The organism is Desulfovibrio sp. 3_1_syn3 (assembly GCF_000145315.2).
GTDB classification, from domain to species: domain Bacteria; phylum Desulfobacterota; class Desulfovibrionia; order Desulfovibrionales; family Desulfovibrionaceae; genus Desulfovibrio; species Desulfovibrio fairfieldensis.
Genome location: NZ_ADDR02000002.1, coordinates 1 through 25,139, shown reverse-complemented (window position 1 = coordinate 25,139; position 25,139 = coordinate 1). Strand labels below are relative to the sequence as shown.

General features: G+C 55.0%; 19 protein-coding genes. 5 read left to right on the top strand and 14 right to left on the bottom strand.

Translation table 11 applies throughout. The features are described from left to right. The 7 genes from asnB to HMPREF0326_RS16195 form a co-directional block, all read right to left on the bottom strand. On the bottom strand, positions 1-1,797 hold the full coding sequence (gene asnB / locus HMPREF0326_RS16205; protein ID WP_008685141.1) for an asparagine synthase (glutamine-hydrolyzing): 1,797 nt from the start codon (positions 1,795-1,797) through the stop codon (positions 1-3). Further along, a complete protein-coding gene (locus tag HMPREF0326_RS16200) occupies positions 1,797-4,004 on the bottom strand; it encodes a glycosyltransferase (protein ID WP_020990548.1) in 2,208 nt (735 codons plus the stop codon). The genes asnB and HMPREF0326_RS16200 overlap by 1 nt, the downstream gene beginning before the upstream one ends. A 103-nt stretch (positions 4,005-4,107) precedes the next feature. Then, positions 4,108-4,581: a PqqD family protein gene (locus HMPREF0326_RS11445; protein WP_008685143.1), complete on the bottom strand. Its 474-nt coding sequence runs from the start codon at positions 4,579-4,581 to the stop codon at positions 4,108-4,110. Positions 4,582-4,624: 43 nt separating this feature from the next. Then, on the bottom strand, positions 4,625-5,740 hold the full coding sequence (locus HMPREF0326_RS11440; RefSeq protein ID WP_020990547.1) for a hypothetical protein: 1,116 nt from the start codon (positions 5,738-5,740) through the stop codon (positions 4,625-4,627). Next, positions 5,730-6,851, bottom strand: a complete 1,122-nt coding sequence (locus HMPREF0326_RS11435) for a nucleotidyltransferase family protein (protein WP_020990546.1) — start codon at positions 6,849-6,851, stop codon at positions 5,730-5,732. The genes HMPREF0326_RS11440 and HMPREF0326_RS11435 overlap by 11 nt, the downstream gene beginning before the upstream one ends. 10 nt (positions 6,852-6,861) lie before the next feature. Next, a complete protein-coding gene (locus HMPREF0326_RS11430) occupies positions 6,862-8,076 on the bottom strand; it encodes a glycosyltransferase family 4 protein (RefSeq protein ID WP_008685146.1) in 1,215 nt (404 codons plus the stop codon). Beyond that, positions 8,073-8,909: a glycosyltransferase family 2 protein gene (locus HMPREF0326_RS16195; RefSeq protein ID WP_008685147.1), complete on the bottom strand. Its 837-nt coding sequence runs from the start codon at positions 8,907-8,909 to the stop codon at positions 8,073-8,075. The genes HMPREF0326_RS11430 and HMPREF0326_RS16195 overlap by 4 nt, the downstream gene beginning before the upstream one ends. Before the next feature lie 780 nt (positions 8,910-9,689). Between HMPREF0326_RS16195 and HMPREF0326_RS11415 the strand changes: the two genes are divergently transcribed. Further along, complete coding sequence (locus HMPREF0326_RS11415; protein WP_008685149.1) at positions 9,690-10,934, top strand: HlyD family secretion protein; 1,245 nt, start codon at positions 9,690-9,692, stop codon at positions 10,932-10,934. Next, on the top strand, positions 10,931-12,439 hold the full coding sequence (locus HMPREF0326_RS11410; RefSeq protein ID WP_008685150.1) for a DHA2 family efflux MFS transporter permease subunit: 1,509 nt from the start codon (positions 10,931-10,933) through the stop codon (positions 12,437-12,439). Before HMPREF0326_RS11415 ends, HMPREF0326_RS11410 begins: the two co-directional genes overlap by 4 nt. On the opposite strand, the gene HMPREF0326_RS11405 is transcribed toward HMPREF0326_RS11410, so the two are convergent. From HMPREF0326_RS11405 to HMPREF0326_RS11395, 3 genes are all read right to left on the bottom strand, one after another. Then, positions 12,407-13,081, bottom strand: coding sequence for a TetR/AcrR family transcriptional regulator (locus HMPREF0326_RS11405; protein ID WP_020990544.1), 675 nt, complete (start codon positions 13,079-13,081; stop codon positions 12,407-12,409). The two genes, HMPREF0326_RS11410 and HMPREF0326_RS11405, sit on opposite strands and share 33 nt — an antisense overlap. 121 nt (positions 13,082-13,202) lie before the next feature. Beyond that, positions 13,203-14,750, bottom strand: a complete 1,548-nt coding sequence (locus HMPREF0326_RS11400) for a helicase HerA-like domain-containing protein (RefSeq protein ID WP_008685152.1) — start codon at positions 14,748-14,750, stop codon at positions 13,203-13,205. Between the two features lie 52 nt (positions 14,751-14,802). Continuing rightward, complete coding sequence (locus HMPREF0326_RS11395) at positions 14,803-15,984, bottom strand: MltA domain-containing protein (protein WP_232224946.1); 1,182 nt, start codon at positions 15,982-15,984, stop codon at positions 14,803-14,805. Here HMPREF0326_RS11395 and HMPREF0326_RS11390 point away from each other — a divergent pair. Together HMPREF0326_RS11390 and HMPREF0326_RS11385 are read left to right on the top strand one after the other, a co-directional pair. After that, positions 15,979-16,401 carry an acyl-CoA thioesterase gene (locus tag HMPREF0326_RS11390; RefSeq protein ID WP_035073551.1) on the top strand — a complete coding sequence of 141 codons (423 nt, stop codon included), beginning with the start codon at positions 15,979-15,981 and terminating at the stop codon, positions 16,399-16,401. The genes HMPREF0326_RS11395 and HMPREF0326_RS11390 overlap by 6 nt on opposite strands. A 224-nt stretch (positions 16,402-16,625) precedes the next feature. Beyond that, complete coding sequence (locus HMPREF0326_RS11385; protein ID WP_008685155.1) at positions 16,626-17,852, top strand: NAD(P)-dependent oxidoreductase; 1,227 nt, start codon at positions 16,626-16,628, stop codon at positions 17,850-17,852. Between the two features lie 234 nt (positions 17,853-18,086). Here HMPREF0326_RS11385 and HMPREF0326_RS11380 read toward each other — a convergent pair whose 3' ends face one another. After that, positions 18,087-18,596 (bottom strand): translation initiation factor IF-2, encoded by a 510-nt coding sequence (locus HMPREF0326_RS11380; protein ID WP_147568316.1) that lies wholly within the window; start codon positions 18,594-18,596, stop codon positions 18,087-18,089. A 675-nt stretch (positions 18,597-19,271) separates the two neighbouring features. Here HMPREF0326_RS11380 and HMPREF0326_RS11370 point away from each other — a divergent pair. Next, the gene (locus tag HMPREF0326_RS11370) at positions 19,272-21,335 is read left to right on the top strand and encodes an elongation factor G (RefSeq protein WP_008685157.1); all 2,064 of its coding nucleotides are present in this window, start codon (positions 19,272-19,274) and stop codon (positions 21,333-21,335) included. Between the two features lie 165 nt (positions 21,336-21,500). On the opposite strand, the gene HMPREF0326_RS11365 is transcribed toward HMPREF0326_RS11370, so the two are convergent. The 3 genes from HMPREF0326_RS11365 to HMPREF0326_RS11360 all read right to left on the bottom strand — a co-directional run. Next, on the bottom strand, positions 21,501-23,600 hold the full coding sequence (locus HMPREF0326_RS11365; protein ID WP_008685158.1) for a sensor domain-containing protein: 2,100 nt from the start codon (positions 23,598-23,600) through the stop codon (positions 21,501-21,503). A gap of 48 nt (positions 23,601-23,648) precedes the next feature. Next, complete coding sequence (locus tag HMPREF0326_RS16870; protein ID WP_147568315.1) at positions 23,649-23,828, bottom strand: hypothetical protein; 180 nt, start codon at positions 23,826-23,828, stop codon at positions 23,649-23,651. A gap of 185 nt (positions 23,829-24,013) precedes the next feature. Continuing rightward, positions 24,014-25,139, bottom strand: a 1,126-nt coding sequence (locus tag HMPREF0326_RS11360; RefSeq protein WP_020990542.1) for a DnaA ATPase domain-containing protein, incomplete at its 5' end; no start/stop codon positions are given.

The following is a 25,139-nucleotide window of genomic DNA, read 5'->3' as shown; positions in this document are numbered from 1 at the left end:
TCATTTCTCCTTAATAAACATTTCTAACCAAGACTGAAACATCAAGACGGCCCAGATTTGTTCCATATTTTGTCGCCCTTCTAGCGCCTCCTTCCACATGAGCGCCACAACCTCAGGAGACAACCAGGCCTCACGGCGCAGACGTGCAGGATCCAGCAGTGACTCCGCCCAGTCTCGCAATGGACCACGAACCCAAGAGAGCAAAGGAAGGGCAAAACCTTGCTTGGGCCTTTCCGTCAGCTCCGGCGAGACATAGTGGTTCAGTAGATGCCGTAACGGCCACTTCGCTTTGCCACAAGCTCGCCGTAAATGGGGGGGCATGCGCCACGCCAGCGCGTAGATACGATGATCCAACAAAGGCGGTCTCACCTCCAACGAAACAGCCATGGAAGCGCGGTCCACCTTGTGCAAAATATCGCCAGGTAGATAGTGAACGGTATCAATAAACTGGGCCAATTCGCCGTCATCAAGAAACATGTCGTCATCTATACCTTGTACAAAGTAGGAAGAGGGGACCCTGCCCCCAGGAACGACATCCATGCCCCTCCAGCGTCCCAAATGCATTCGCTGATATAAGTGAGACCGGCTAGTAGGCAAATTACGATAAAAAGGAATTTTGAGACTATGTTGCGCATAGCCAGCAAAAAATTCGTCGCCGCCATCGCCGGACAGCGCCACCATCACATCCCTGCGCGCCAACCGAGACAGGAAGTACGTGGGGATCTGAGACGAATCCGCAAAAAGATCATCGTATATTTGCGGCAATTGGGGAATCAGCTCCGCAGCATCCTTTGAGGTAATATAAAGTTCCGTGTGTTGAGTTCCCAAAACGGCGGCAATAGCCTTTGCGTAGGGAGCCTCGTTGTAGTCAACCTCCTCAAAGCCGATACTATAGGTATTGATTGGGCGCGAGGCAGCTTCCTGCATCACAGCGACGACAAGTGACGAATCCACGCCGCCAGACAAGAATGCTCCTATCGCGACATCGGCAACCATACGCCTGCTGACGGCGTCCTGAACCAAGTGATGCAGTTCGTCCAACGCTTCCTTGTGACAGTCAATACGATTTGCAATGCCCGCCAAGGCCACTTCCCGCGCACTCCACCATGGTTCTTCGCGAGGAGCCCCCATGCCATTGGCAATGAGCACATACCCAGGACGTAATTTGTGGACATCTGCAAAGATAGTCAGCGGATCGGGTAAATAGTTACAACGGAAAAAAGCGGCCAGCCTATTTCTATCAATTTCGGGATTGAAATAAGGATAGCGGCGTAAGGATTTCACTTCAGAAGCAAAAAGTAGAGTATTGTTTTGTACTGTCCAGTATAAGGGCTTGACTCCAAATCTATCACGACCCAAAATAAGCCTATGTTCTTTTTTATCCCAGAGAGCAAAGGAGAACATTCCAATACATAATTCCAATGTTCGGTGAATCCCCAGAGTTGCACACGCTTCCAAAAAAACTTCTGTGTCGGAATGTCCCTGCCAGCAAGGCGACTGCTCCTTTACCTTAAGAATATAATGGCGTAACTCTTCGCTATTGTAAATTTCACCATTGTAAGTCAGCACATAGCGTCCACAATGGGAATGCATAGGCTGGGCACCTGCAGGCGAAATATCCCGTATGGAAAGTCGTCTATGGCCGAGCGCTATACCTGCATCAGCATCCAACCATTCTCCATGACCATCAGGTCCGCGATGCGAAAGGCACGTCGTCATATTTTCAAGAATTTGTTGGGCCGCTCCAAGGTTCAAAACAGCTGTGCCACATGAAAAAAAACCACAAATGCCGCACATTATACTTGCTCCTTTTCATCTTGGCATTGCCCCAGAAGAGAAGAATATTGCAACAGCGCGCGCTGAGCCAATCTATCAGATGTAAAATCTTCTAAAATTCTTTGTTTAGCATTTTGTCCCATGCGATTTCGAGTTTTTGAATCGGACAACAAGAATTGAAGACTTTCGCATAAACCAACAACATCACCCACGTTATGCAAAAAACCATCTTTTCCTTCGCGAACAAGCTCAGGAATAGCGCCGACTCTTGTCGCAACTACCGGTCGCCCTGCTGACATCGCTTCCATTACAACATTTGGGAAACCTTCAATCTTTGATGTCATCAGCAATACATCGGCTGCAATAAGCAAATTTAAAACATCTTTTCGGGGCCCAAGAAGCCGAATATTATCAGTAAGCTTATATTGTTGAAGTAAAAATCCGATCTCTGCGTCATGTTGCATACCATCACCAGCCACCAAAAAAAGAACAGAAGGAATTTTTTTCCGCAATTCATCTGCTACAGAGAGCAAAACATCCGGGCATTTACAAGCATGATATCGGCCGAGAAATAAAACTATGGGTATCGATTCATCAATTCCAAGAGAACGCCGTGCAATCTGTCGAGAGGAAAATTTTTCTCTATTTAAAAGGCTTGAATCAATGCCATTAGGATTGACAACAATACGATCAAGGTCAATGCGTAGCCAATGCGCATAACTATATGCGCCGCAATTTGAATTAGCTTCAAGAGCGACATTATTATATCGAAGCAAAAATGTATAATATTTTAATGCCATATCTGTATAAACTTCTTGAGCAGTAGCAGGGTCAACGCTTCGAAAAGAAAGTACAATACCAGGAACTTTCCCCAAAATCCCCACACTTCCACCCAAAATATTATTTCCATCAAGATAGCAATGCAAGATATCTGGAGAAATGAATGTCAAAGCTCCAGTTAATGCCAATATCGACAATGGAGGAAGTCCCATTGCGCGAATTTCATGATATAGATCTTGATATTTTCTGCAAAAAGAACTTCCGGATACAACAGTGTTATTTAATGCATATGAAAAATGTATAACATACGTATTTTTCAACATACCTAAATAATGTCCACAATTCCCTTTTGACTCATAATAAACTAAATATACGACAACACCTTTCCGCGCTAAAGCTTTTGCCAAAGTTACAATCTGGCGTTCGGCACCACCCGGCGCAAGTGTACTTATAAAAAGACAAATGGAAATAAAATGTGACATTTTATACAAAGTATAAATAAATTTTTGATCATTTTTGGGGAAAAATGGAGCTGCTGATATTCGTCTTATGTCCCAAAAAATCTCAACTACTGACCGTTTTGTATATGGAAGTTTACTTTTTTTTATTTTTTGCGGTAAAAATTTGTAGTTTTCCAAAAGTTTGATTACTTTATACGCAGAATTTTCAGAAATATCTGACGGCGTTACTGAAATTGATAATAATACATTTATACATTGCCTAAATAATTTATTATAATTATTATAAGGAATCTTGGTTTTATTGAGGATGAAAACTATCTCAAAGCAAGCCTGTAGTGTCATATCAAATATTTTTTTGTAATCTTTGCTAGTAGATGAGCAAGTCCTTTTTATATAATGGTAATATACAGAATCTATCGTTTTTATTTTATTTGCACAACAAACGCACATAATAAGAAAGACAACATCTTCATAATTTGTAATTCCATCTGGAAATCTTATTTTATTATTTTTTATAATTGAGTGTCTATAGATTGCAGTCGTAAAATTTATAGAAAAATTATATTTATTCTCTTCTATAGATATATTATATTTGTCTTCTTTTTGAATATCATCTTTTTTTTCATAAAAATATCTTGCTTTAGCTATATCTGCGGTATTTTCCTTAGCGACTATGTACAGTTTTTCAAAATAGTCATTAGAGACATAGTCATCAGAATCCACAAAACCGAGATATTCTCCCCTTGCAACGGCTAAACCTGTATTACGTGCTGCGGCGGCTCCTTTATTGCGCTCATGCTTGAGCACTTTCAGACGAGAATCTTTCTGAGCAAAATCACGCAAAACATCGGAGGACCCGTCCGTTGAACCATCGTCTACACATATGATTTCAATATCACACAGAGTCTGGCTGAAAAGACTCTCCAAACACTTGCTAAGATACGAGCAAGTATTATAAACAGGGACAATAACGGAAATACGAAGCATAATTTTTCCTAGATAAACTATATTGAAACAAGCTCTTCGAACTGACTTTTCCGAATTATCAAAAATTATGGATGGCAAGTCACTCCGAAGAGCTTATAACAGACTATTGTTCTGCTTTTTTGAGCTTTGACTTGACAACTTCCTCATCCGTTTCCAGCGCAGACTTATCAGGCTGCCAGCCAGTGTCGTTTTTCACTTCATGGATAGGGTCGGCCAACAGCAGTTCCTGCGCGTCGCTATACTCCTGTACGGTCAAAGTAAAATCGTCTGCCTGCGCGACAGCGGCATCCAGATTAATCACGCCGCCCCCCGTTATTCCTTCCAGCACAATTTCAAATCCCTTGAGTTCATTAACAAAAGTCTGCATGCGGGCGTCCATGTCATCGGGCGCGCCGGGCATATTCTTGGCGGCGGCCAGAATATCTTCAATGGAAACACCGGTAAGAATGTTTTCGAACACGGCTGTTCCGAAACTGTTCATGCCATAATAAACGCCGGTCTCAGAATTAATGATGATAGCTACACCATCAGCAATATCACTGAACATTTTTTCTTCATTCAACACAAACGTAGACATTGGGGATTTTCCTCCTGAAATGACGTTTTTAAAATTTGAATGGTTACCCGAGCCGCTCCAAAAACATTTTGAGACATTGTGTATTTTTGTCGATATCTTGCGTAAGATTGATGCGGTAAAACGGCAGTTCCTCCACAAAAGAGCATAATTTAGCGATCAGTCGCATATCCTGCGTTTCTCCTGTCTGCATAACTGTGGAATAGACGAGTTCATTCATCGCCATATCTTTACTACCAAGCTCGATACTGGGCTCCGCAAATTTTACGAATCGTGGAAACATGCAAAGCTTTATGGGATAAGCACAAACAAACCGATCATGATACTTGGCAATATTAAAGACGTACTTGTCTTTCCGCCCATTATTGGAAACGAACTTGGCATCGAGCCGAGACGCCATTTTTTGATAAATAGTCGGCGAGAGGGTTATAATGGAATAGATGGGCCAAGCGCGCAGAGCCGTTTCATCCTTTTCAAGAATGAGATAGTCGTCCGAAACGTACTCAAAGCCGTGCAACAGGGCGTTGACCGAGAAAGTCGATTTGCCGCGATAGCCCATGCCACAGAGCAATACTCCTACACCATTGGACCCTATCACGGCCCCGTGTGCCAGATTACTTGTGGGACTTTTGAGGATGCGGGCCAGTGCATGAACAAACAAATGGCCACGCTTGATGAACTCTTCGGGCTCCAGGTTATCCACGGCATAATAATAGGTGCCCGTTGGCGGGTTCCATGCGGAAAGAAGCCTGTTTCCCGCACTGATGTCTACCACCGGCTGTCGATGGTGAGCGCTTTCATGCATGATGACCGCATTGTCCATATCGCCCTCACTGCCACCGCGCAGCCTGCTCAGGCGAAGTTGGCGGTATGCCAATGAACTTTTATCGCAGGTGATCGCATAACGCGCGAGTTGCTTGAAAGCATTTTCCTGCCAGACAACAAGAGTAGCGTCATAACGAGGCGCATCGTCCCTCAAAATATATGCTAGTTGCGTCTCCACATGAGGCGTGAATGCCGCGGAATAGTTGAGCAGACGGACGACGCACGAACCGAGCACAAGGTATTTGACAAAGACGGGGCCACCGTTGCGCGACGCGCGTTGATCCAGCGCGGCAAAAATTTTTTCAAGTTGCGCCGCTGTAGGATTATCAATGTGCATGCACACCCCCCTGCACTTCCTTGCGCTTTAAGTACCAACGCACAAAGGCGGACCAATTGCGCAGCTTTTTCATCAGCAGAAACTTCGCAATGAATGAGCCGAACTTCCAGGGGTTGTTCTTGAGCTCCACCACCCGGATGGCCTGGCATTGCTTCTGGCGCGGCAAATAATGGTCTTCATCAAAGATGACTTGATTGCAAAAGGCTTCCATGGCGGAGCTGGCGGGGAAATGCCTGTCCAGATCGGGAATGGTGTCCGCGACGATGGCATTCATGAATTCGGCGGCAAAACGTATCTCAAGCTCCCGCCCACAGGCGACGGCATCTCTCCAGACAAGTCCCCAATCAAAGGAAGGTTTTTTCTGAAGGTACCGGCAATCACACAGAGCATAATACAAATTGCCGAGAGATGTATGCTCACGTAAATTTTTGGTGAGGTTAGCCATGACAAGAAAGCAGAGATCCTCATGGCACGGCAACAGAAAATCCACGCCAAAAGCACGACGCGGTGTTGCACGCGCGAACAGGCCGTCGTGGAACTGCTTCAAATCCTTGCCCGGATCAAAAATGGAATGATGCACATCAACGGCGCTTTCCGTTTCCGTGTGAAAATCCACGGCATGATTGGACTCTTCCTTATAATGCAGATAGCCAAGCCCCTCACCGATGCGGGTCGCTTCCTCAATGCGATCAGCGGGGATAAGGATGTCCACATCTCCCATGGGGCGCGGCAGCTCCGGGCGCAAAACCTTCATGGCCCCGCCCTTGAACAGCAACATGGGAATACCCGCCGCATTGTACGCCTTGCCTATCCGCGAAAAATGAGACAATGTCTTCATGTTGGCAAAGCGATAATACGTAATGAGCCCAGTAATACGCGGTCCAGCATATTTTGAAATCTTAAGTTCAGGCTTATCGTGAATCAAATATGAAAGCAAAATGCACTTTCCAGCCCCTAATGCTTCAATATCGCACACAGACAAGCAATTATCCAAAAGTTCTTGTGTCGGTTTTTTTGCAAATACAAAGTTAAGAAGCTCTCGGTCATCCTTATGGACATATTTGCCATACAATTTGTTTACAAGATGCCGCAATACAGGTGTGCAAGCCACACTTCTCTCCTCAGGATCTGAAAAATTTTGAAGTCCACCCATTGGCCACAGAAGGCGCAAAGCGCTGCAAGATGTTTTGCCATTGCTGCAACAGGGCATCCGATGCTTGCGAAGCCCGAGCCGCAATAATGCCCTGCCCTCCCAGAATGTCTCGCAGGCGCTCCGCGAGACAGGAAGGGCGAGGATCAAATATGGCGAAAGCCCTGTCTTCCTCGTGGACAAGCTCTTTACCTCCTCCAACGGAAGAGGCGAGAAAGGGGACACGATGCTCAAGACATTCGCTGACGGTGCAAGGCGAATTCTCCCGCAAGGAGGGCATAATCGCCAGGATACCGTTGCCACACAGATAACGGCGCGCTTCCAGCGTGTTGTAGTTCGTCAAAAAAACGATTTTGATGCCGCACTGTTCCAACGGGGCCAATGTGTCTCGGATATCCCGAACGCGAAAATCCGCTTCTTTTCCCAAAAAGGTAATACATCGCCCGCTCAGCAACCCAACCGGCAGGGATAGGAGCGCGTCACAAAAAATCCGTATTCCCTTGCGCGTTTCCAAACGACCGAAGAAAACAATCTCCCGAAGAGAGTCGCAATCCAGCCGGGGTAGCTTCCTGGCGGACCAGGACGGCAGGCTGCCGGGCATGGATGTAAAATTGGGAATACAGAAGGAACGCTCTGGCAAACGCCACCCGCGCTCGCGCATCCAGTCCAGAAGATAGCGACTTGGGCTGACAAGAAAGTCCGCCTGTTCGCAACAGGCCTGCTCCATCTCATAAAGGTGTCTTCTTTTTCCATTTTCAGCCATATACCTGTTCCCTTCATCCACCCAAAGAGACGGCCCATGAGTGATTATGCCCAGAGGACGTTCTGTAAAAGATATTCCTTGCATTTTAGATTGCATACAATAAAAACTGTCTGCCATAAAATCATGAAAAAGATAGATATCATGCTCTGTTTTAGATAACAGTTCATACGTTCGCCATGCTCTCTTCACCTGATCACGCAACAACAAACCGAACCAGGATATAATAGGATAAAAATTAATACCACGTTTTTGCATCTTTCTTGAAAACAACGTCATCGCAATATCTGGACGACCTGTATAATAAATAGCAATTTTATGTTTTCCACAAAGCGTGAGGTATTCGCAGAGATAGCGCATCGCCGTACCTATCCCGCCGTTTTTCGTCAGCTCGGACACTTCACGAGTCACAATGGCAATATTCACTTTGTCCCTATAATATTTATCAATCTATAAAAAAACATCCCAATTCTATATTTTATCATATAGATGCATTCTTTAAGACATTCATATGGCAATATTACAAGTGGATAGAAGACATTTACAATCATAAAGATAAATGAAAAATGATGCTTACGTAAAAGATACATTCTCCCTGCGGCATACGCATGCACTTTTCGTCTTAGAGAGGGATTTTGTAAATTTTCATAAGGATGATGAACCAGAACAGACTGTGCACGCGCTATGGCAAAGCCTGCCTGCATTGTTCGCAACGCAAAATCTGTCTCCTCTCCAGACTGATACGGCGTATGGCTGCCAACGCCAAGATTCTCGTCAAAAAAGCCAACATTAGGCAGTATACTGGACCTGTAAAATTGAATATAGCTTGGACAATTGTTAAAAATTGCATAGCGAGTCAAAAGGACTGGAACGGTGTCTTTTCTTTCGCAACCCTCATCAAGCCCTATGTGCTCCCCCATTATCGCAGATATAAGGGGATATTTTTCAAAAAGTTTCCTCGCCATTTCGAGTGTGTCCGGCTCGTACACACAATCATCATCCGGAATAGCAAAAAAATCGCCACGTATCTTTGATAAGGCCAAATTTCTTGATCTGGAGAGACAATTATCTTGAGATTGAAAAGTCCTGATAGTCAGATTTGAAAACAAATCACATAACACATCAACATCATTCTTGTTAATTGATGGGCCATGAATAAAAACGATTTCAAAGTTTTTATATATCTGTCGGCACAAACTCAAAAACAATCTCTCAACAAGATAAATTCTATTTATTGAAATCACTATAATGGAAAACATAAATTATTCTCTTTGATATATTTTTTATATAACGTGGAATAATTTCCAAAATTAAAAAGCATAACGTCCATAGTTCAATGTGGAGACGCCAAAACATAGAAGCGCCCGCACTGACAATAATCAGTACGGGCGCTCAGCAGTATACTGCTAAAAAATTTATGTTGGCTAGAGAGAGAGAGAGAGAGAGAGAGAGAGAGAGAGAGAGAGAGAGAGAGAGAGCATTTAGAATTTTTCCTTATCGTATGCACGTAATTCCACATGACTACCTATCGTCATGCAGAATCGAAAAATTGACTGACTGCCAATTTATTAATTTCTTAAAAAATATTTTTTTTTGTTGATATTGTCAACCCTCATCTTCGGCACAAATCTATAGAACACGTTGATGCACATAATAAACAGGTCATCCATGGCGCACATGCATAATAAGTTTCTTGTATGATTCTCCACTCGCGCCATTCCCGTGACAAAAACCTTTCTTCCAATGGATAGTTGTAGAATTTCAAAAATTCTGTCCGGAATCAGGATGGCGAGCAAAAATTTTCCGTATCCCCACAGTGCGAAGTCCCCCCATAATGGTAGTTTTAAATTTTTTTAGCGTGCCTTTGCGCAGAAACCACATAGGCAACAAGGATTCCTTGACGAATCCCGGTGTATTTTCCGGACAGGCATGTCGTTCAGAGCTTTCGTGACAGTTGCGGCCACATTGACAGCCGTTTTCTCCGGTTATAGTACTGACCGGTCAGTTCTGTTCAGAGAAATATGAAAAAAGGGAGCCTTATGGACGACGCGCAAAATCAGCCGGAAACACAAACGCAAGCGCAGCAGCAACGCCGTCTGCCGGATTTCGATACACTGCGGGCCGGCCGCCGGGCGCGCATTCTGCTCCTGCTCACGGGCTTTTTTCTGGCCGCGGGCGTGACCTGGGGCATCTGGTGGGCCTTGGTGCTACGCTACGAGGAAAACACGGACGACGCCTATGTTTCGGGCAATACAGTCACGGTCATGCCCCAGGTGGCGGGCCGGGTCACGGCGGTGCTGGCCGACGACACGGACCGGGTGGAAGCCGGACAGGCCCTGGTGCCCATTGATCCGGTGGACGCCCGCCTGGCTTATGAGCACGCCCTGGTCAGCCTGGCCTCGGCCGTGCGCGAAACCTGCAAGCTCGAAGCCGAATTGCGCCAGAGCGAAGCCAACATCGCCATGCGCAAAATCGACCTGCAGCGCCAACAGGGCAACCTGGAGCGGCGCCAGCAACTGATCAAGGACAAGGCCGTGCGCAAGGAGGAATTCATCCACAGTATCGAAGACGTGGCCACGGCCCGTCACGCCCTGTCCGTGGCCGAAGCCCAGCGCAACGCCCTGACCGCCGTGCTGCTGGACACGCCGGTGGCCGAACAGCCCGCCGTCAGGGAAGCGGCCTCGGCCGTGCGCGAGCGCTGGCTGGATTTGCAGCGCGCTACCGTGCGCAGCCCGGTGCGCGGCCAGGTGGCCCGACGCGCCGTGCAGGTGGGCGAGTACGTCACGCCCGGCAAGGCCCTGCTGGCCGTGGTGCCGCTGGACAGTCTCTGGGTGGACGCCAATTTCAAGGAAAGCCAGCTCAAGCGCATGCGCATCGGCCAGCCCGCCCTGATCACGGCCGACATGTACGGCGGTTCCGTGACCTATCACGGCACGGTCCAGGGTTTCGCGGCGGGCACGGGCAGCGTTTTTTCGCTGTTGCCGCCCCAGAACGCCACGGGCAACTGGATCAAGGTGGTCCAGCGCGTGCCGGTGCGCATCGCTCTCCGGGAAGATGAGCTGCGGGAGCACCCTTTGCTGGTGGGCCTTTCCGTCACTGTGGAGGTCGCTACCAAGAATCAGGACGGCCCCATGCTGCTCACCGCTCCCCGGCCCGAACCCCCGGCCAGCCTGGCCGCCCAGACCCCGCCCGTGGATTTCGCGGCGGTGGATGAGCGTATCAACGCGATCATCGCGGCCAATATCCAGGCCGCGTCCGCCTCTTCGCACCAGGCCGGACTATGAGCGAGATCGCGCTCACGCCGCTGCGCGGCGGCCCGCTGGTGACGGCCACCGTGGGCATTGCCGTGCTCACGGCCATGACCGTGCTGGATTCGACCATTGCCAACGTGGCTCTTTCGACCATCGCGGGCAATCTGGGCGTGGCCGTCTCCCAGGGCACCTGGGTGATCACCTTTTTCGGCGTGGCCAACGCCGTGGCCATCCCGCTCACCGGCTGGCTGGCCCGGCGGTTGGGCGAGGTGCGGCTTTACTTTGCCGCCAGCGCGCTGTTCGTGCTTTCTTCCTTCTTGTGCGGCATTTCCAGCAGCCTCGGCATGCTGATTTTTTTCCGTCTGGTGCAGGGCGTCTCGGCCGGGCCCATTCTGCCGCTTTCCCAAAGCCTGCTGCTGGCCTGCTATCCCCCGGAAAAACGCGGCCTGGCCCTCTCGCTCTGGGCCATGGTGGTGGTGCTGGCTCCCATTCTGGGGCCCATCCTGGGCGGCTGGATCTGCGACAATTACCACTGGGGCTGGATTTTCTTCGTCAATGTGCCTGTGGGCGCCCTGGGCCTGCTGCTTCTGCGCGCGCCCCTGCACGGGCGGGAAACTCCCACCGGCAAAGCGCCCATCGACGTGGTCGGCCTGGTGCTGCTGGTCGTGGGCATCGGCTGCCTGCAGCTCATGCTTGACGAGGGCAAGGATAACGACTGGTTCGCCTCGGGCTATATCGTGACGCTGGGCGTCGCGGCCGTGGTGGGCATCGCCTTTTTCATCGCCTGGGAGCTCACGGAAAAACATCCGGTGGTCAACCTTTCCCTGTTCCGGCACCGCAATTTCACGGTGGGAACCATCTGCATCAGCCTGGGCTTTCTGCTCTACTTCGCCTCCGTGGTGCTGCTGCCTTTGATGCTCCAGGCGCGCCTGTCCTACACGGCCATGTGGGCCGGTTTTTCCCTGGCCCCGGTGGGCGTGTTTCCGCTGATCATCTCGCCCATTCTGGGCAAGCAGGCCCGCCGTCTGGACATGCGCCTGATGGCCTGCCTGAGCTTTCTGGTCTTTGCGGGCTGCTTTTTCTGGCGCGCCGGTTCCACGCCGGGCATGGATTTCTTTTCCGTGGCCCTGCCCCAGTTGATCCTGGGCATCGGCGTGGCCCTCTTTTTCATGCCGCTCACGACCATCATCCTTTCCGGCCTGCCCAACAGCGATCTGGCCGCCGCCTCCAGCCTGTCCAACTGCGTGCGGGTATTGGCCGGTTCCATCGGCTCATCCCTGGTCACGACCATGTGGGAGCGGCGCGAAGCCCTGCACCATGCCCGGCTGACAGAGGGCATCAACGACTACAACCCGGTCTGGGACACGGTCCTGCGCGCCCTGGAACAGCTCGGCATGACCGGCTCCCAGGCCAGGGCCTGGATCGCCAATGAAATCACCCGGCAGGGATTCATCCTGAGTTTTGATGAACTGTTCTGGCTGGGCGGCGTGCTTTTTGTGCTGCTTTCAGGCCTGGTCTGGCTGGCCCGAAGGGGATGAGACGGGAGCATCGGGAAAAAGAATATCCAGATGCGCGCTGAACAGGCCCAGCAAATCCTGGGGCACGGCGCTGGCAAAAAGATCGTCGCGGAGCACCCCGAAAAGCAAGGGCGCCATCAACAGCAGGGGAAAGCGGTCCAGGGCGGCGTGCACATTGGGCGCGCGGGCCGCGGGCAAAAATTCCTCGCGCAAGCGGGCTGTATTGGGAGCGAGAAAACTCTCGTAAAAACCGCCCATCAGCTCCGGATCATGCAGACCCTCGCTGAATGCCAGACGCACGCAACGCCGCAGGGGCGAGTCGGGACCGCCCGTGATCAGGGGCGCGTACATCCGCAGCAGCTTGTCGCGCGGGCTCAGGGAAGTATCCCGCAAGAGAGCCTGCTTGTGCTCGAAAAAAGGCCGGAAGCCCTCTTCGATGACCCCCTGAAAGAGGGCTTTTTTAGTGGGAAAGTAAAGGTAGAGGCTGCCCTTGGAAACCCGCGCCCGCCGGGCGATGTCTTCCATGCGGGCCGCGGCGAAGCCCTGGCGGCTGAACTCTTCCAGAGCCGCGTCCAGGATGGCGGCCCGCCGCGCGGCGCATTTTTCCCGGCGGCATTCGGACGGAGCGGGAACCGGAACCCGCGGGTCTTCGGGGTCGTTCATGTTCTTTTCCTTCCGGAACAGATTGCCTTTGAAAGGTTCCACTTTTTCAAAGGAACACGCCTTGTGCCATGCGCCGTGCCGCGCGTGCTCTGAGAGCATGACAACATTGCCGCGCTCTTTCTCAGCGCTTGCCGAACAGGCCGCCCAGCAATCCCCGGACCACCGTGCGCCCGATCTCCCGGCCCACGGTGGTGCCGATGGTACGGGTCGTCTGTTTGGCTACTGAGCCCAGAATATCCCCCAAACCCTCACCGCCGCCGCTTCTCCGGGCGCGCGTCTCTTCGCGCCGGGCCGCGGCCTCCTGCCGCAGGCGTTCCTTTTCAGCCAGGGCTTCGGCCTTGCGCCGGGCCTCATCGTCCGCGGCCTCCTGTCGGCGGGCGGCGCGCGCGGTCAGGATTTCATAGGCCGACTCGCGGTCCACGGCCCGCTCGTACGCTCCCGCCACCAGCGAATTCCGCATGACCACGGCGCGCTCTTCGGGCGTGATGGGCCCCACCTGGCTCTGCGGCGGCACGATCAGCGCCCGCTCCACTATCCGGGGCGCGCCGTCGGCGTCCAGAAAAGACACCAGAGCCTCGCCCACGGCCAGCTGGCCGATGACATCCTCGGTATTGAAAGCCGGATTGGGCCGGAAAGCCCGGGCCGCGGCGCGCACGGCCTTCTGTTCTCCGGGGGTGAAGGCCCGCAGGGCGTGCTGCACGCGATTGCCGAGCTGGCCCAGCACGCTGTCCGGCATGTCCGCCGGGTTCTGGCTCACAAAATAGACCCCCACCCCGCGCGAGCGAATCAAACGCGTCACCTGCTCGATCTTTTGCAGCAGCACGGGCGGCGCTCCGTCAAAGAGCAAATGGGCCTCGTCGAAAAAGAAGACCAGACGCGGCTTGTCAGTATCGCCCACTTCGGGCAGGCGTTCAAACAGCTCGGACAACAGCCAGAGCAATACGCTGGAATAAAGACGCGGCGCGTTCATCAGCGCGTCGGCGGCCAGGATGTTGACCACGCCCCGGCCCCGGCTGTCGGTCTGGAGCAGATCCATGATGTCCAGGGCCGGTTCGCCGAAAAAGCGGTCCCCGCCCTCTTCCTCCATACGCAGCAGGCCGCGCTGGATGGCTCCCACGCTGGCCGTGGAAATCTGCCCGTAGGCTGTCCTGTATTGATCGCGCTCATCGCCCACATGCTGCACCATGCTGCGCAGATCCTTCATGTCCAGAAGCAGCAGACCCGCGTCGTCGGCAATGCGGAAGACCAGATGGAGCACCCCGCTCTGCACCTCGTTGAGGTTGAGCAGGCGGGAGAGCAGCAAGGGCCCCATTTCGCTCACCGTGGCGCGCAGAGGGTGGCCGCTTTTGCCGAACACGTCCCAGAAGCAGGCCGGGAACGCCTGGTTGAGATAACCGCGCGCCGCAAGGCCCAGTCGGGCAATGCGCTCGGCCGCTTTTCCCGTGGGCGCGCCTGCCTTGGCCAGACCCGAGAGGTCGCCCTTGACGTCGGCCAGAAAGACCGGCACGCCCAGGGCGCTGAAGGTTTCGGCCAGGCTTTGCAGGGTCACGGTCTTGCCCGTGCCCGTGGCCCCGGTGATCAAGCCGTGGCGGTTGCCCATGGCGGGCAGGATGCAGATATCCCTTTCCCCGGCGCGGGCCATGAGCGCCTGATGGTCATTGTCGAGCACGGCTGATCTCCTTTGGAGCAGTTAACACTAATGAACTGCTCTAGATACGCGGTCAGCGGGCCAGCAGCACCCAGGCCGGGCCCTTGGCGTCCAGATGGCTGGCCACGTAGTTGGCCCGCGCATCGCCGCCGCAGAAAATGTCGATACGCTTGCGCTTGATGGCCCCGCCCACATCCTGGGCAAAACCGATGCCGCGCAGGGGCACGCTGCCGCGCCGCTCGTCCGGGGCATTGACCCCGTAGGCCACAAGGGAGCCCAGGGGAATATAGGAACGGTCCGTGGCCAGGGAAAGCCAGTCGTCCACCTCATGGCCCATGGCCCCGGTGGGCCCCCTGCCGCCGAACTTGAAAAAGACGTAGCTGGGATTTTCATTGAGGATTTCGCGCACCCGCCCGGGATTGTTCCTGAACCACTCGCGCTGTTCAAAAATATCGCCGCGCTTGAGCAGGCCCTTCTCGCGCATGATCCGGCCCGAGCTTTTGTATTTGTGGCCGTTCTGCCCGGCGTAGTTGACATAGGCCTGGGTGCCGTCGTCAAAAATCAGGCGCCCCGACCCCTGGATTTCCAAAAAAAAGACGTCCACCGGGTCCGCGGCCCAGGCCAGTTCCAGGCCCCGGTTGGCCAGCACCTGTTTTTCCTCAATGGCGCGGCGGTCGTGATAGCGGCCGCGTTTGGCCCGCACCCGCTTCAGGTCCGGCGGCAGGCCGTAGACGGCCTGGGTATAGCCGGGCTTGCGCGTACGGCTGGCCCGCACCTGCGGCTCATAGTAGCCGGAATAATTGATGCCGCCCGGCACTTCCACCCAGCGAAAATTGGCCAGCAGCAGGTCCGGCTCCGCATCCAGGCGCGGCAGCAGTTCGCGCAAACGGGTCAGGCTGCGGGAAAGATCCCCCCAGGTCACGGTCAGGCCCGGCCGCTTGACGGCCGCCGCGCCCTGCGGCTTGCTGTTGACATAGCGCAGAGACTTGCGCACGGTAGGGGCCATGTCCTTCCAACTGGTCAGATCCTGGTTGCGGGGGGCCAGATTGGCGACGAAAAATTCCGGGCTTTCCTGCACGGCCACCGGCGGCCCCAACGGCGGCAGATCTTCGGACTGCGGTTTCTTGCCGGCGCAGGCGGAGAGCACAAGACTCGCCAGCAAAACCACAATCAAGGCCGGACGCGACGCGCCCCCGGCCCTTACGGACGCGCGCCGCGTACAGCCCGCGCCGAAACAAGGAGCTTGCCCGTGCATGATTTCCCCACCCCCGCGGTATGGTTGCCCCATCGTGTGTCCTACGGAGAAACGGACACCATGGGAGTCTTGTATTACGCCGAATATCTGCATTTGTTCGAACGCGCCCGCAGCGCCTATATCCGCCAGTGCGGCATGAGCTACGCGGACGTGGAAAAAAAAGGCATCATTCTGCCCGTGCGCGAGGCCCAGTGCCGCTACCGCGCGCCGGCGCATTACGACGATCTTGTGCAGGTGCGCGCGGGCATCAGCGAATGGGGCCGGGCCTCACTGCGTTTTGTATATGAGATATGGAACGAGGACAAGACGCGCCTGCTGGCCGAGGGCATGACCCAGCACGCCCTGGTCAATCCCCAGGGGCGGCCCGTGCCCGTGCCGGACTGGTTCCGGCAGTTGTGCGCGCCTGAAAAAGGCTAGCGTCAGCCCTCATTAACCCGCTGCCCGCGAAAAGCTGAATTTTTTCGGACAGCAAGGCGCCAAGGGAAAATTGGGTGAAGCTGTATCTACATACTGCGAGGTCAATTTTTCCTTGGCAACGCCGCTGTACGGAAAAGACTGCTTTGCTGCAGGCGCTCTAATGAGGGCTTGAGCCTGGTCTCAGGGGGCGACGCCCCCTGGGACCTCATATATAAGGAGAATCCATGGCGCTGCATGTCATCAACGAAGCCCGGCGCTGCCTGCACTGCAAAAAGCCGCTCTGCCGCGCGGGTTGTCCCATCAACACCAATATTCCGGTGATGATCGAGCAGTTTCTGAACGGGAATATCGACGAAGCCGGGCAGATGCTCTTTGACAACAATCCCCTTTCCATTGTCTGTTCCCTGGTCTGCGACCACGAAAAACAGTGCGAGGGGCATTGCATCCTGGGCAAGAAGGGCAGCCCCGTGCATATCAGCAGCATCGAGAACTATATCTCCGAGCGCTTCCTGGCCGCCCACCATCCGCCCCGGCCGCCCCAGAACGGCTTGGCCGCCGCCATCATCGGCTCGGGCCCGGCCGGACTGACCATTGCCATCATTCTGGCCCAGCGCGGCTATGCCGTGACCATTTTCGAATCCCACGACCGCATCGGCGGCGTCCTGCGCTACGGCATTCCCGCCTTCCGCCTGCCCAAGAGCATCCTGGACCGTTATCAGCAGCGCCTGCTGGAACTGGGCGTGCGCATCCGCCCCAATACGACCATCGGCGGCGCGCTGCGCATGGACGACCTGTTCCGGGACGGCTACAGCGCCGTGTTCATCGGCACGGGTGTCTGGCGGCCCAACAGCCTGGGCATCAAGGGTGAAAGCCTGGGGAACGTCCATTTTGCCATCGACTATCTCTGCAATCCGGCGGTCTACAATCTGGGCGAAACGGTCAGCGTGATCGGCGCGGGCAACGCGGCCATTGACGCGGCCCGCACCATTCTGCGGCACGGCGCGCGCAAGGTCACCATTTACGCCCGCAAACCCGTGCTGGCCGCCAGCCCGCGCGAGGTGGAGTACGCCGGGGTGGACGGCGTGGACTTTCACAATTGCGTGCGGCCCGTGGAAATCCGTCCGGAAGGTGCGATATTCCGCCGCCTGGACTACGACGCGGAAGGCCATGCCGGCGAAGTGGAAGGCGAGGATTTTCTGGAGCCCTCGGATTCCGTGGTCATCGCCATCGGCCAGGGCCCCAAGGACAAAATCGTGTCCACGTCCACGGGCATAGAGATCAACGAACGCGGCCTGGTGAAAACAGATGCGCGGGGGGCCACCACCCATCCGGGCATCTTCGCCTCGGGCGACGTGGTGCGGGGCGCCAAAACCGTGGTGGAGGCCGTGCACTGCTCCAAAACCGTGGCCGACGCCATGGACCGGTATATGCGGAGTCTGCCGCGTTCTTAGAGCAGATTAACTTTGAAATTTTACAAATTTCAAAGTCGGCATTCTGGCGAAAACCATGTTTTTCGCCAGAATCCACGCCTCTTCGCGGCGCGCCTCACCGTGTTCGGCGATAGAGCATTTCAATGTTGAAATGCTCTATCGCGGATTACCTTTGAAACGCTCCAGGCTCAGCCCTTATTAACATGTTGCGAAAACGCCGCCTTGTCCGGTCAGGACAAGGCGGCGTTTTCATTATTACTGGCTGAGGCGGCGCGCCAGATGCGCGGGCTCGGGCGGCACCAGCTTGTCGCCGTGCAGATAGGCGTTGAGGTTGCACATCAGGCCCGCCAGGTCTTCAAAATGCTCATTGCGGCCGAAGCCGCTCAGCAGCCAGCGGCTGCGCCCGTGCAGCACCTTGTGGGTACGGCGCAGGGTACGTTCGCGCATGATCAGCTCAATGCGCCACTCGCCCTCCGGGGTGCGCAGCACCAGGGTCGAACCATGCCCCGTCAGCGCGTGACCGGGCGGATTGCCCGCCAGGCGCAACAAATCCGCGACCGCCGCGTGCAGTACATGAAGATGCTCGTCCAGGGAAATATTTTTCCTGTCCTCATCCAGTTGCCGCTCTTCGGCATGGATGCGCTCCAGATACTGGACCCGGTCCTCGTCCAGGGTGGTGATGCCGCGCCGCATGATGCGCACGCAGAAAATCAGGCCCGCCAGGATTACCGCCCCGGCGGCGGCCCATTCCAGAATCATCGACATGGCCTCCGCTTTTACGGGTAATTTCACCATTGCGCAGGCCTCTGTCAAGCGCGACGCATACCGTCCCGCATCTCCCGCTCCATGCGCCGCCACTGCACAACGGGCTCCGCGGCCAAGGCAGGGCAGACGCATCTAATTTCAGCTTTTGCTGACCTCTTGTTTGACGAGATTATCCGTCAAAACCAGCCTTTTTGGCGCTGGCGGCGTCATCTGGCGCTTTTTGCTGCTCATGTACTTGAGTACAGCTCTGCTCTCGATGCCCGTAAGGCTCGCCCGGCTCGCCAACGGGCACGGCCCTTTGGGCCGCCTTCCGGTCGGTTTCCGCGCAAAAAGCACCATTTTCCTTGCCAGCGCCGAAAAATCTTAGTTTTTAGGATTCTCCCGGCACCAGCCATCCGCCTACGCTTCGCTCCGGCGGAGCAAAGGTGGCTTTACCCAACTCCGTAGCGTGTATTAACTATTTTAAATAATTAAATTAGAAATACACTGGCCGCGTTTTTTTAGATGCGTCTGCCCTGGCGGCCAAGGGCGGGGCTCTTCCCTTTTTTCCGGCAAGACTGTATCGTTTATCCTGATTGACGCGCGCGGCCCGCGCGCGGGCCTTCCCTGGTTTCGTTCACCCGGCTTGCGCGCCCTCGTTTCGCGCCGCCATATCGCTTACTAAGGGAGAAAACCATGCCAACCCCTCTGGAAATGCAACGCACTTTCGCTCTCGTCGGCACCGGCGGCTGCGGCAAAACTTCGCTGGCCGAAATGCTGCTGTTCAACGCCGGGGCCGTCACCCGTATGGGCGCCATTGAAGACGGCACCACCAGTCTGGACTACGAACCCGAGGAAGTGCGCCGCCGCGGTTCGGTGCAGCCCGCCTGCGCTGCCTACCTCTGGAACAAGAACCGCCATTTCCTGCTGGACATCCCCGGCGACGGCAACTTTACCGGCGATATGGAATGCCTGCTCAAGGGCGTGGACAGCGTGCTGTTCGTACTGGACGCCGTGGACGGCGTGCGCCCCTTGAGCAAAAAATTCTGGAGCATGGTCCGCGCGGAAAATCTGCCCGCCATGATCATCATCAACAAGCTGGACCGTGACCGGGCCGACTTCCACATGGCCTTTGACGGTCTGGCCGCTCTGGGCGTCAAACCCGTGGCCTTGCAGGTGCCCATCCGCCAGGGCGAAGCCTTTGTGGGCGTGGTGGACGTGTTGACCGGAAAAGCCCGGATGTTCACCGAAAACGGCGGCAGCAGCGAGGCTGAAATTCCCGCCGACCTCACGGACGACGTGAGCCTGCTGCGCGACGTGACCGTGGAAAACATCGCGGAAAGCGATGAAGTGTTGATGGAAAAATATCTGGAGGAAGGCAGCCTTTCCCTGGAAGATCTGCAACTTGGCCTGCGTAAGGGCGTGCTCAGCGGCGAACTGACCCCGGTGCTGGCCTGCTCCGCCCTGGAAAACAAGGGCGGCAAAGCTGTTCTGGACGCGGTGGAAGCCCTGCTGCCCTCGCCTCTGGAGCGCCCGGCCTTTGTGGACGCAGCCGGGGCCGAACGCGCGCCTGATCCGGACGGCCCGGTGGCCTGCTTTGTGTTCAAGACCCTGGCCGATCCCTTTGCCGGGCAGCTTTCCATTCTGCGGGTGCTTTCCGGCACCATCAACGGCGACGCCACGCTCAAGAACATGCGCAGCGAGGATACCGAACGCCTGGGCAGCCTGCTTTACCTGGTGGGCAAAAACCAGACGCCCTGCAAGGAGCCTGTGGGACCAGGCGCCATTGTGGCCGTGGCAAAACTCAAAAACACGCGCACCGGCGACACCCTCTGCGACGAAAAAGCGCCCTTTGCCCTGCCCATGCCCGAATTGCCGCCGCAGTTGATCACCTACGCCCTGGCCCCCAAGGAAAAGGGCGAGGAAGACAAGGTTTACGCGGCCATCCAGCGCCTGCTGGACGAGGACATCACCCTCAAGCTGGGCCGCGACGAGGAAAACGGAGACATTCTGCTCTCCGGCATGGGCCAGCTGCATATCGAGCTTTCCGTGGAAAAGGCCAAGCGCCGCTTCAAGATCGACATCGTGCTCAAGACGCCCAAAGTGCCCTATCGCGAGACAGTGCGCGGCAAATGCCAGGTGCAGGGCCGCCACAAAAAGCAATCCGGCGGGCGCGGCCAGTTCGGCGACTGCTGGATCGAAATGGAAGGCCTGCCGCGCGGTTCCGGTTATGTCTTTGAGGACGCCATTGTGGGCGGCGTCATTCCGCGCCAGTACATTCCGGCCATCGACAAGGGCGTTCAGGAAGCGGCGGCGCGCGGTTTCCTGGCCGGTTGCCAGGTGGTGGACTTCCGCGTCAAGGTCTACGACGGCAGCTACCACACTGTGGACTCCTCGGAAATGGCCTTCAAGGTGGCCGGTTCCCTGGCTTTCAAAAAAGCCATGGAAGGCCTCAAGCCCGTGCTGCTGGAACCCATTGTGCTGCTGACCGTGTCCATCCCGGACGAGAGCATGGGCGACGTGATCGGCGACCTTTCTTCCCGCCGGGGCAAGGTGCTGGGCTCGGACTCCCAGGCGGGCATCACTGAAATCAAGGCCCATGTGCCCATGAGCGAAGTGCTGCGCTACGCGCCGGACCTGCGCTCCATGACCGGCGGCCAGGGCTTCTTCACCATGGAATTCGACCATTATGAGGAAGCGCCGCAACCTGTGGCTGAAAAAGTTATTGCCGAGCACCAGGCGGCCAAGGCCGCTGAATAAAACACGCGGCCCGCAAGACATACGCTGACAAAAAGACGCCCCGCGCGGGGCGTCTTTTTCTTGGGAAGATTATTTTTGTGAGAGAGGCCCCTTTTTTAAAAGGGGCCTCTCTCGCGTCTCTCCAAAAACTTTTACCAATTACGGCACGATTCCCCAGTGGGGTTCTCAGGCGGCGATTTCCCGGCCGAAGGCCATTTGCTCAAATTCCGCCAGGGGCACGGGCCGGGAAAAAACATAGCCCTGGACCATGTCGCAGCCAGCCTGTTGCAGAAATTCCACCTGCCGGGTCGTCTCCACGCCCTCGGCCACGGTACCCATGCTGAGCTTCTTGGCCAGGTCGATGACCGAGACGATCACGGTCCGCTCGCGGGCGTTGTCCGCCTCCTGCGAGGCGAAAAAGACCCTGTCCAGTTTAAGGACATTGACGTTCATGTCCTTGAGAAGATTCAGCGAGGAATAGCCGCTGCCGAAATCGTCAATGGAACAATGGTAGCCGTGGGCGCGGATCCGCTCAATAAATTGGACCAGCAGGTGCGGATTTTCAAAAACCAGGCTTTCCGTGAGCTCAATCTCCAGCAGTTCCGGGGGCACATCATAGGCGCGGCGGATAGTTTCATAGCGTTCCAGAAATTGCGGGTCCGCCAGATGCACACGGGACATGTTCACTGAAACCGGCACCGGCGTGACGCCGTTGTCCAGCCATTTGCGCAGCATGGCACAGACCTTTTCAAAGACATGGAGATCAAGGTCCACAATAAAGCCGTTCTGCTCAAACAGCGGGATAAAGTCATTGGGCGGAATCAGCCCTTCCGGGGCACGCCAGCGCACCAGGGCCTCGGCGCCGCCAATGGCGGCTTTTTTCAGGGATTGCTTGGGCTGAAGATAGACCACGAACTCATCCCGCCCCAGGGCATCGTGCATCCGGTTTTCCATCTCCTTTTCACGCAGGGAGCGCAAGCGGTCCTGCTCACTGTAAAACAGACAGGTGCAGAGGCAGTGCTCTTCCGAGCCGCCGCTCTTTTTGCGGGCGATGTTGGCCCTGTCCTGGATCTTGACCAGCGACAGAACCGGGTCGTCAATGGGATAGATACCGGCGGAGAAAGAAAGCAGGTAATTGCGCTCGCGGAACGGCTCAAAATTGTTGGCGTCTTCGGCTATGCGGTTCAGCCGGGCTTCCAGCTCCTTTTCCCCGGCGGTCCGGAGCAGAAGGTTGAAACCGTCCGCCGCCAGACGGGCCACATACTCGCCGTTCTCAAGATGGGCCTCCACGGTCTCGTAGCAATGCCGCAAAACCCTGTCACCCATTTCAACGCCGAAAAAGTCATTAATCACCTTGAATTTCTGGATATCCAGCCAGACCAGCACATATGTACCGGGCAAGGCGGCGCGCACAGCGCCGCCCGCGTCGATTTCGAAACTGGTGCGGTTGCGCCCGCTGGTCACCGGGTCCACAAAAGCCAAACGTTCCAGCTGTCGGTTGGCCTGCCGCTGCAACTCCCGCTGTTCCAGCAGCTCGCTGATGTCAATATACACGCATAAATAGACAGGATTATTATTCTCCCAGTCCATGCATTCGCCGGAAACCTGCAACCAGGCATTATTGCCGTCCCGGTCCCTGGCCTGGGTCACGAAGTTGACGGACTCGCCCCGGCGCATGGCCGCATGGTTTTCCGCCAGCACGGCCCTGTTTTTGCTTTGGGCCTGCTTGTCCAAAAGATAGTCGGACTGACCGAAGAGTTGCGTGAATTTTTCATTGGCCTCCACGAACTCGAAGCCGTTTTCCACGACCCGGAACTTGGCGATAAAACCGGGAATATTGTTGTAGGTGATGCTCTGCTCAAGCAGGGTCTGCTGCAGTTCGCTGACATCCGCCATTACCGTGTAGGACACACGATGACCGTCGACCATTTCCTCCGTGAAGATGGACGACAGCCTGACCCACATCATCCTGCCGCTTTTGTGCCGCATCCGGCCTATAAACTGGTAGCCGCCTTTGGCAATCGCGTCCTTCACTTTTGCGGCCAGAATCTTCCAGTTCTCCGGGTCGTTCTGGTAAAATTTGTCAGGGCGGTTCTCGAAAAGGCGTTCGTATTCTTCTTTGGGGTAGCCGATCAGCTCGTAATAATACGCATTGGCCCAGACAAGCGTAAAATGTTCATCCACCAGATGCTTACTCACGCTCAAGCGCGAGAGGTTCATCAGCATATTGTATTCGTTGCTCTGGCTGACGGAATTTTCAACGAAGATTTTTTTCTGGTTTTCCATGGCGGGCCTGCTCCCATGCGCCCTCCTTCCCCAAGGGCGAAGGGAAAGTTATGCGCGAAAAATCATACCAATGCGGCTGATACGGTTTTGCCGACACAGCTTTCCGTATTCAGCCATTGGTAGTTTTTCACACATATTTTTACTTATTTTACCCTGTTTTACTTTCAGAGCAATAAAAATTTCCTTTTTACGAAAAAAGACAAAAAAGAAACAAACATCACCCGGCATATATTTTTCTGCCAAACGATACTTGTCTTTTCTCAAAAAAAGACGACATTTCATCATGTTATGATAACAACGAAATTAAACGCCGCAATATGTCTGAATGTCAAGAAAAATCAAAAATATTACGACAAAATATAAGTAGTTATGCAAGAGAGAGAGAGAGAGAGAGAGAGAGAGAGAGAGAGGCGCTATTGGGCCGCGCCCAGGCCCGCGTTGCGCTCAATGAGATCCACGGCCCTGGCGATCTGGCGGCCCAGGCTCGATTCCTTGGAGAGTTCGCGCTCCACGGAGGTAATGCCCTTGATGACCGTGGAATGGCGGCGATTGAAGGTTCCGCCGATTTCCTCCAGGGAGAGCTCGGTATGCTTGCGCGCCAGATAGTAGACGGTGTTGCGGCCCAGCACGCATTCCCGGCGGCGCGAGCGGGAACAGAGCTGGCGTTCTTCCAGGCCGTAGCTTTCGCAAACCAGGCGGATGATGGTGGGCAGATCCGGCCCGCACTCCACTCCGGCGTACTGGTTGAGCACTTCCAGGGCCAGATCCAGATTCAGGCCGCAATTGAGCAGGCGGGCCTTGAAAATAAGGCTGTTCAGGCAGGATTCCATCTGGCGCACATCGCCGCGCAGGCGGCTCGCCAGCAGATCGCAGACCGAATCGGGCAAAAGTACCTGAAAGCTCCTGGCCTTGCGGGTGAGGATATGGCGGCGCATCTCCTCGTCGGGGCGTCCCATATTGGTCAGAATGCCGGAGCAGAAATGCGAGACAAGCTGGCTGTCCACGCGCTGGAGCTCGCGCGGCGAAAACGAGGAGGTGAAAATGACCCGGCCTCCCCTGGCCTGCAGGTTTTTAACCACGGCCAAGGCCATATCCTGCATTTTCTCCTTGCCCTGGAAAAAATGCACGTCTTCCAGCAGAAGGACGTCCAGTTCCCTCAGACGGCCTTTAAAAGCCTCCACGTCATGGCTGCGCAAGGCGGCCACAAAGCGCGAGGCGAATTCCTCAGCCGTAAGATAGGCCACGCGCGCGCCGCTGCTGTTCCGGCTGAGGCTCTGGCCCACGGCCTGGGCCAGATGCGTCTTGCCGAGGCCCGAGGCGGAGTTCACAAACAGCGTCCGCACGTCGCCGCCGCTGCGGCAGACGTCCTGCGCGGCGGCCACGGCCACGCTGTTGCTGGGCCCCACCACGAAATCCTCGAAACGATAGCGCCAGGCCGCTTCCCGCCGGAACGCGGGCGCAACGGCGGGCATGGGCAGGCTGGCCTGCCGCCGCGGCAGAACCCGCGCGGCGAGATCCGCTGTGGAGGCCGCCTCCGGG

Coding starts and splice junctions, on each gene's coding strand:
- asnB (WP_008685141.1), bottom strand. CDS start 1,797: ATGTGCGGCATTTGTGGTTTTTTTTCATGTGGCACAGCTGTTTTGAAC.
- HMPREF0326_RS16200 (WP_020990548.1), bottom strand. CDS start 4,004: ATGCTTCGTATTTCCGTTATTGTCCCTGTTTATAATACTTGCTCGTAT.
- HMPREF0326_RS11445 (WP_008685143.1), bottom strand. CDS start 4,581: ATGTCTACGTTTGTGTTGAATGAAGAAAAAATGTTCAGTGATATTGCT.
- HMPREF0326_RS11440 (WP_020990547.1), bottom strand. CDS start 5,740: ATGCACATTGATAATCCTACAGCGGCGCAACTTGAAAAAATTTTTGCC.
- HMPREF0326_RS16195 (WP_008685147.1), bottom strand. CDS start 8,909: ATGTTTTCCATTATAGTGATTTCAATAAATAGAATTTATCTTGTTGAG.
- HMPREF0326_RS11415 (WP_008685149.1), top strand. CDS start 9,690: ATGGACGACGCGCAAAATCAGCCGGAAACACAAACGCAAGCGCAGCAG.
- HMPREF0326_RS11410 (WP_008685150.1), top strand. CDS start 10,931: ATGAGCGAGATCGCGCTCACGCCGCTGCGCGGCGGCCCGCTGGTGACG.
- HMPREF0326_RS11405 (WP_020990544.1), bottom strand. CDS start 13,081: ATGAACGACCCCGAAGACCCGCGGGTTCCGGTTCCCGCTCCGTCCGAA.
- HMPREF0326_RS11395 (WP_232224946.1), bottom strand. CDS start 15,984: ATGCACGGGCAAGCTCCTTGTTTCGGCGCGGGCTGTACGCGGCGCGCG.
- HMPREF0326_RS11385 (WP_008685155.1), top strand. CDS start 16,626: ATGGCGCTGCATGTCATCAACGAAGCCCGGCGCTGCCTGCACTGCAAA.
- HMPREF0326_RS11380 (WP_147568316.1), bottom strand. CDS start 18,596: ATGTCGATGATTCTGGAATGGGCCGCCGCCGGGGCGGTAATCCTGGCG.
- HMPREF0326_RS11370 (WP_008685157.1), top strand. CDS start 19,272: ATGCCAACCCCTCTGGAAATGCAACGCACTTTCGCTCTCGTCGGCACC.
- HMPREF0326_RS11365 (WP_008685158.1), bottom strand. CDS start 23,600: ATGGAAAACCAGAAAAAAATCTTCGTTGAAAATTCCGTCAGCCAGAGC.
- HMPREF0326_RS16870 (WP_147568315.1), bottom strand. CDS start 23,828: ATGCCGGGTGATGTTTGTTTCTTTTTTGTCTTTTTTCGTAAAAAGGAA.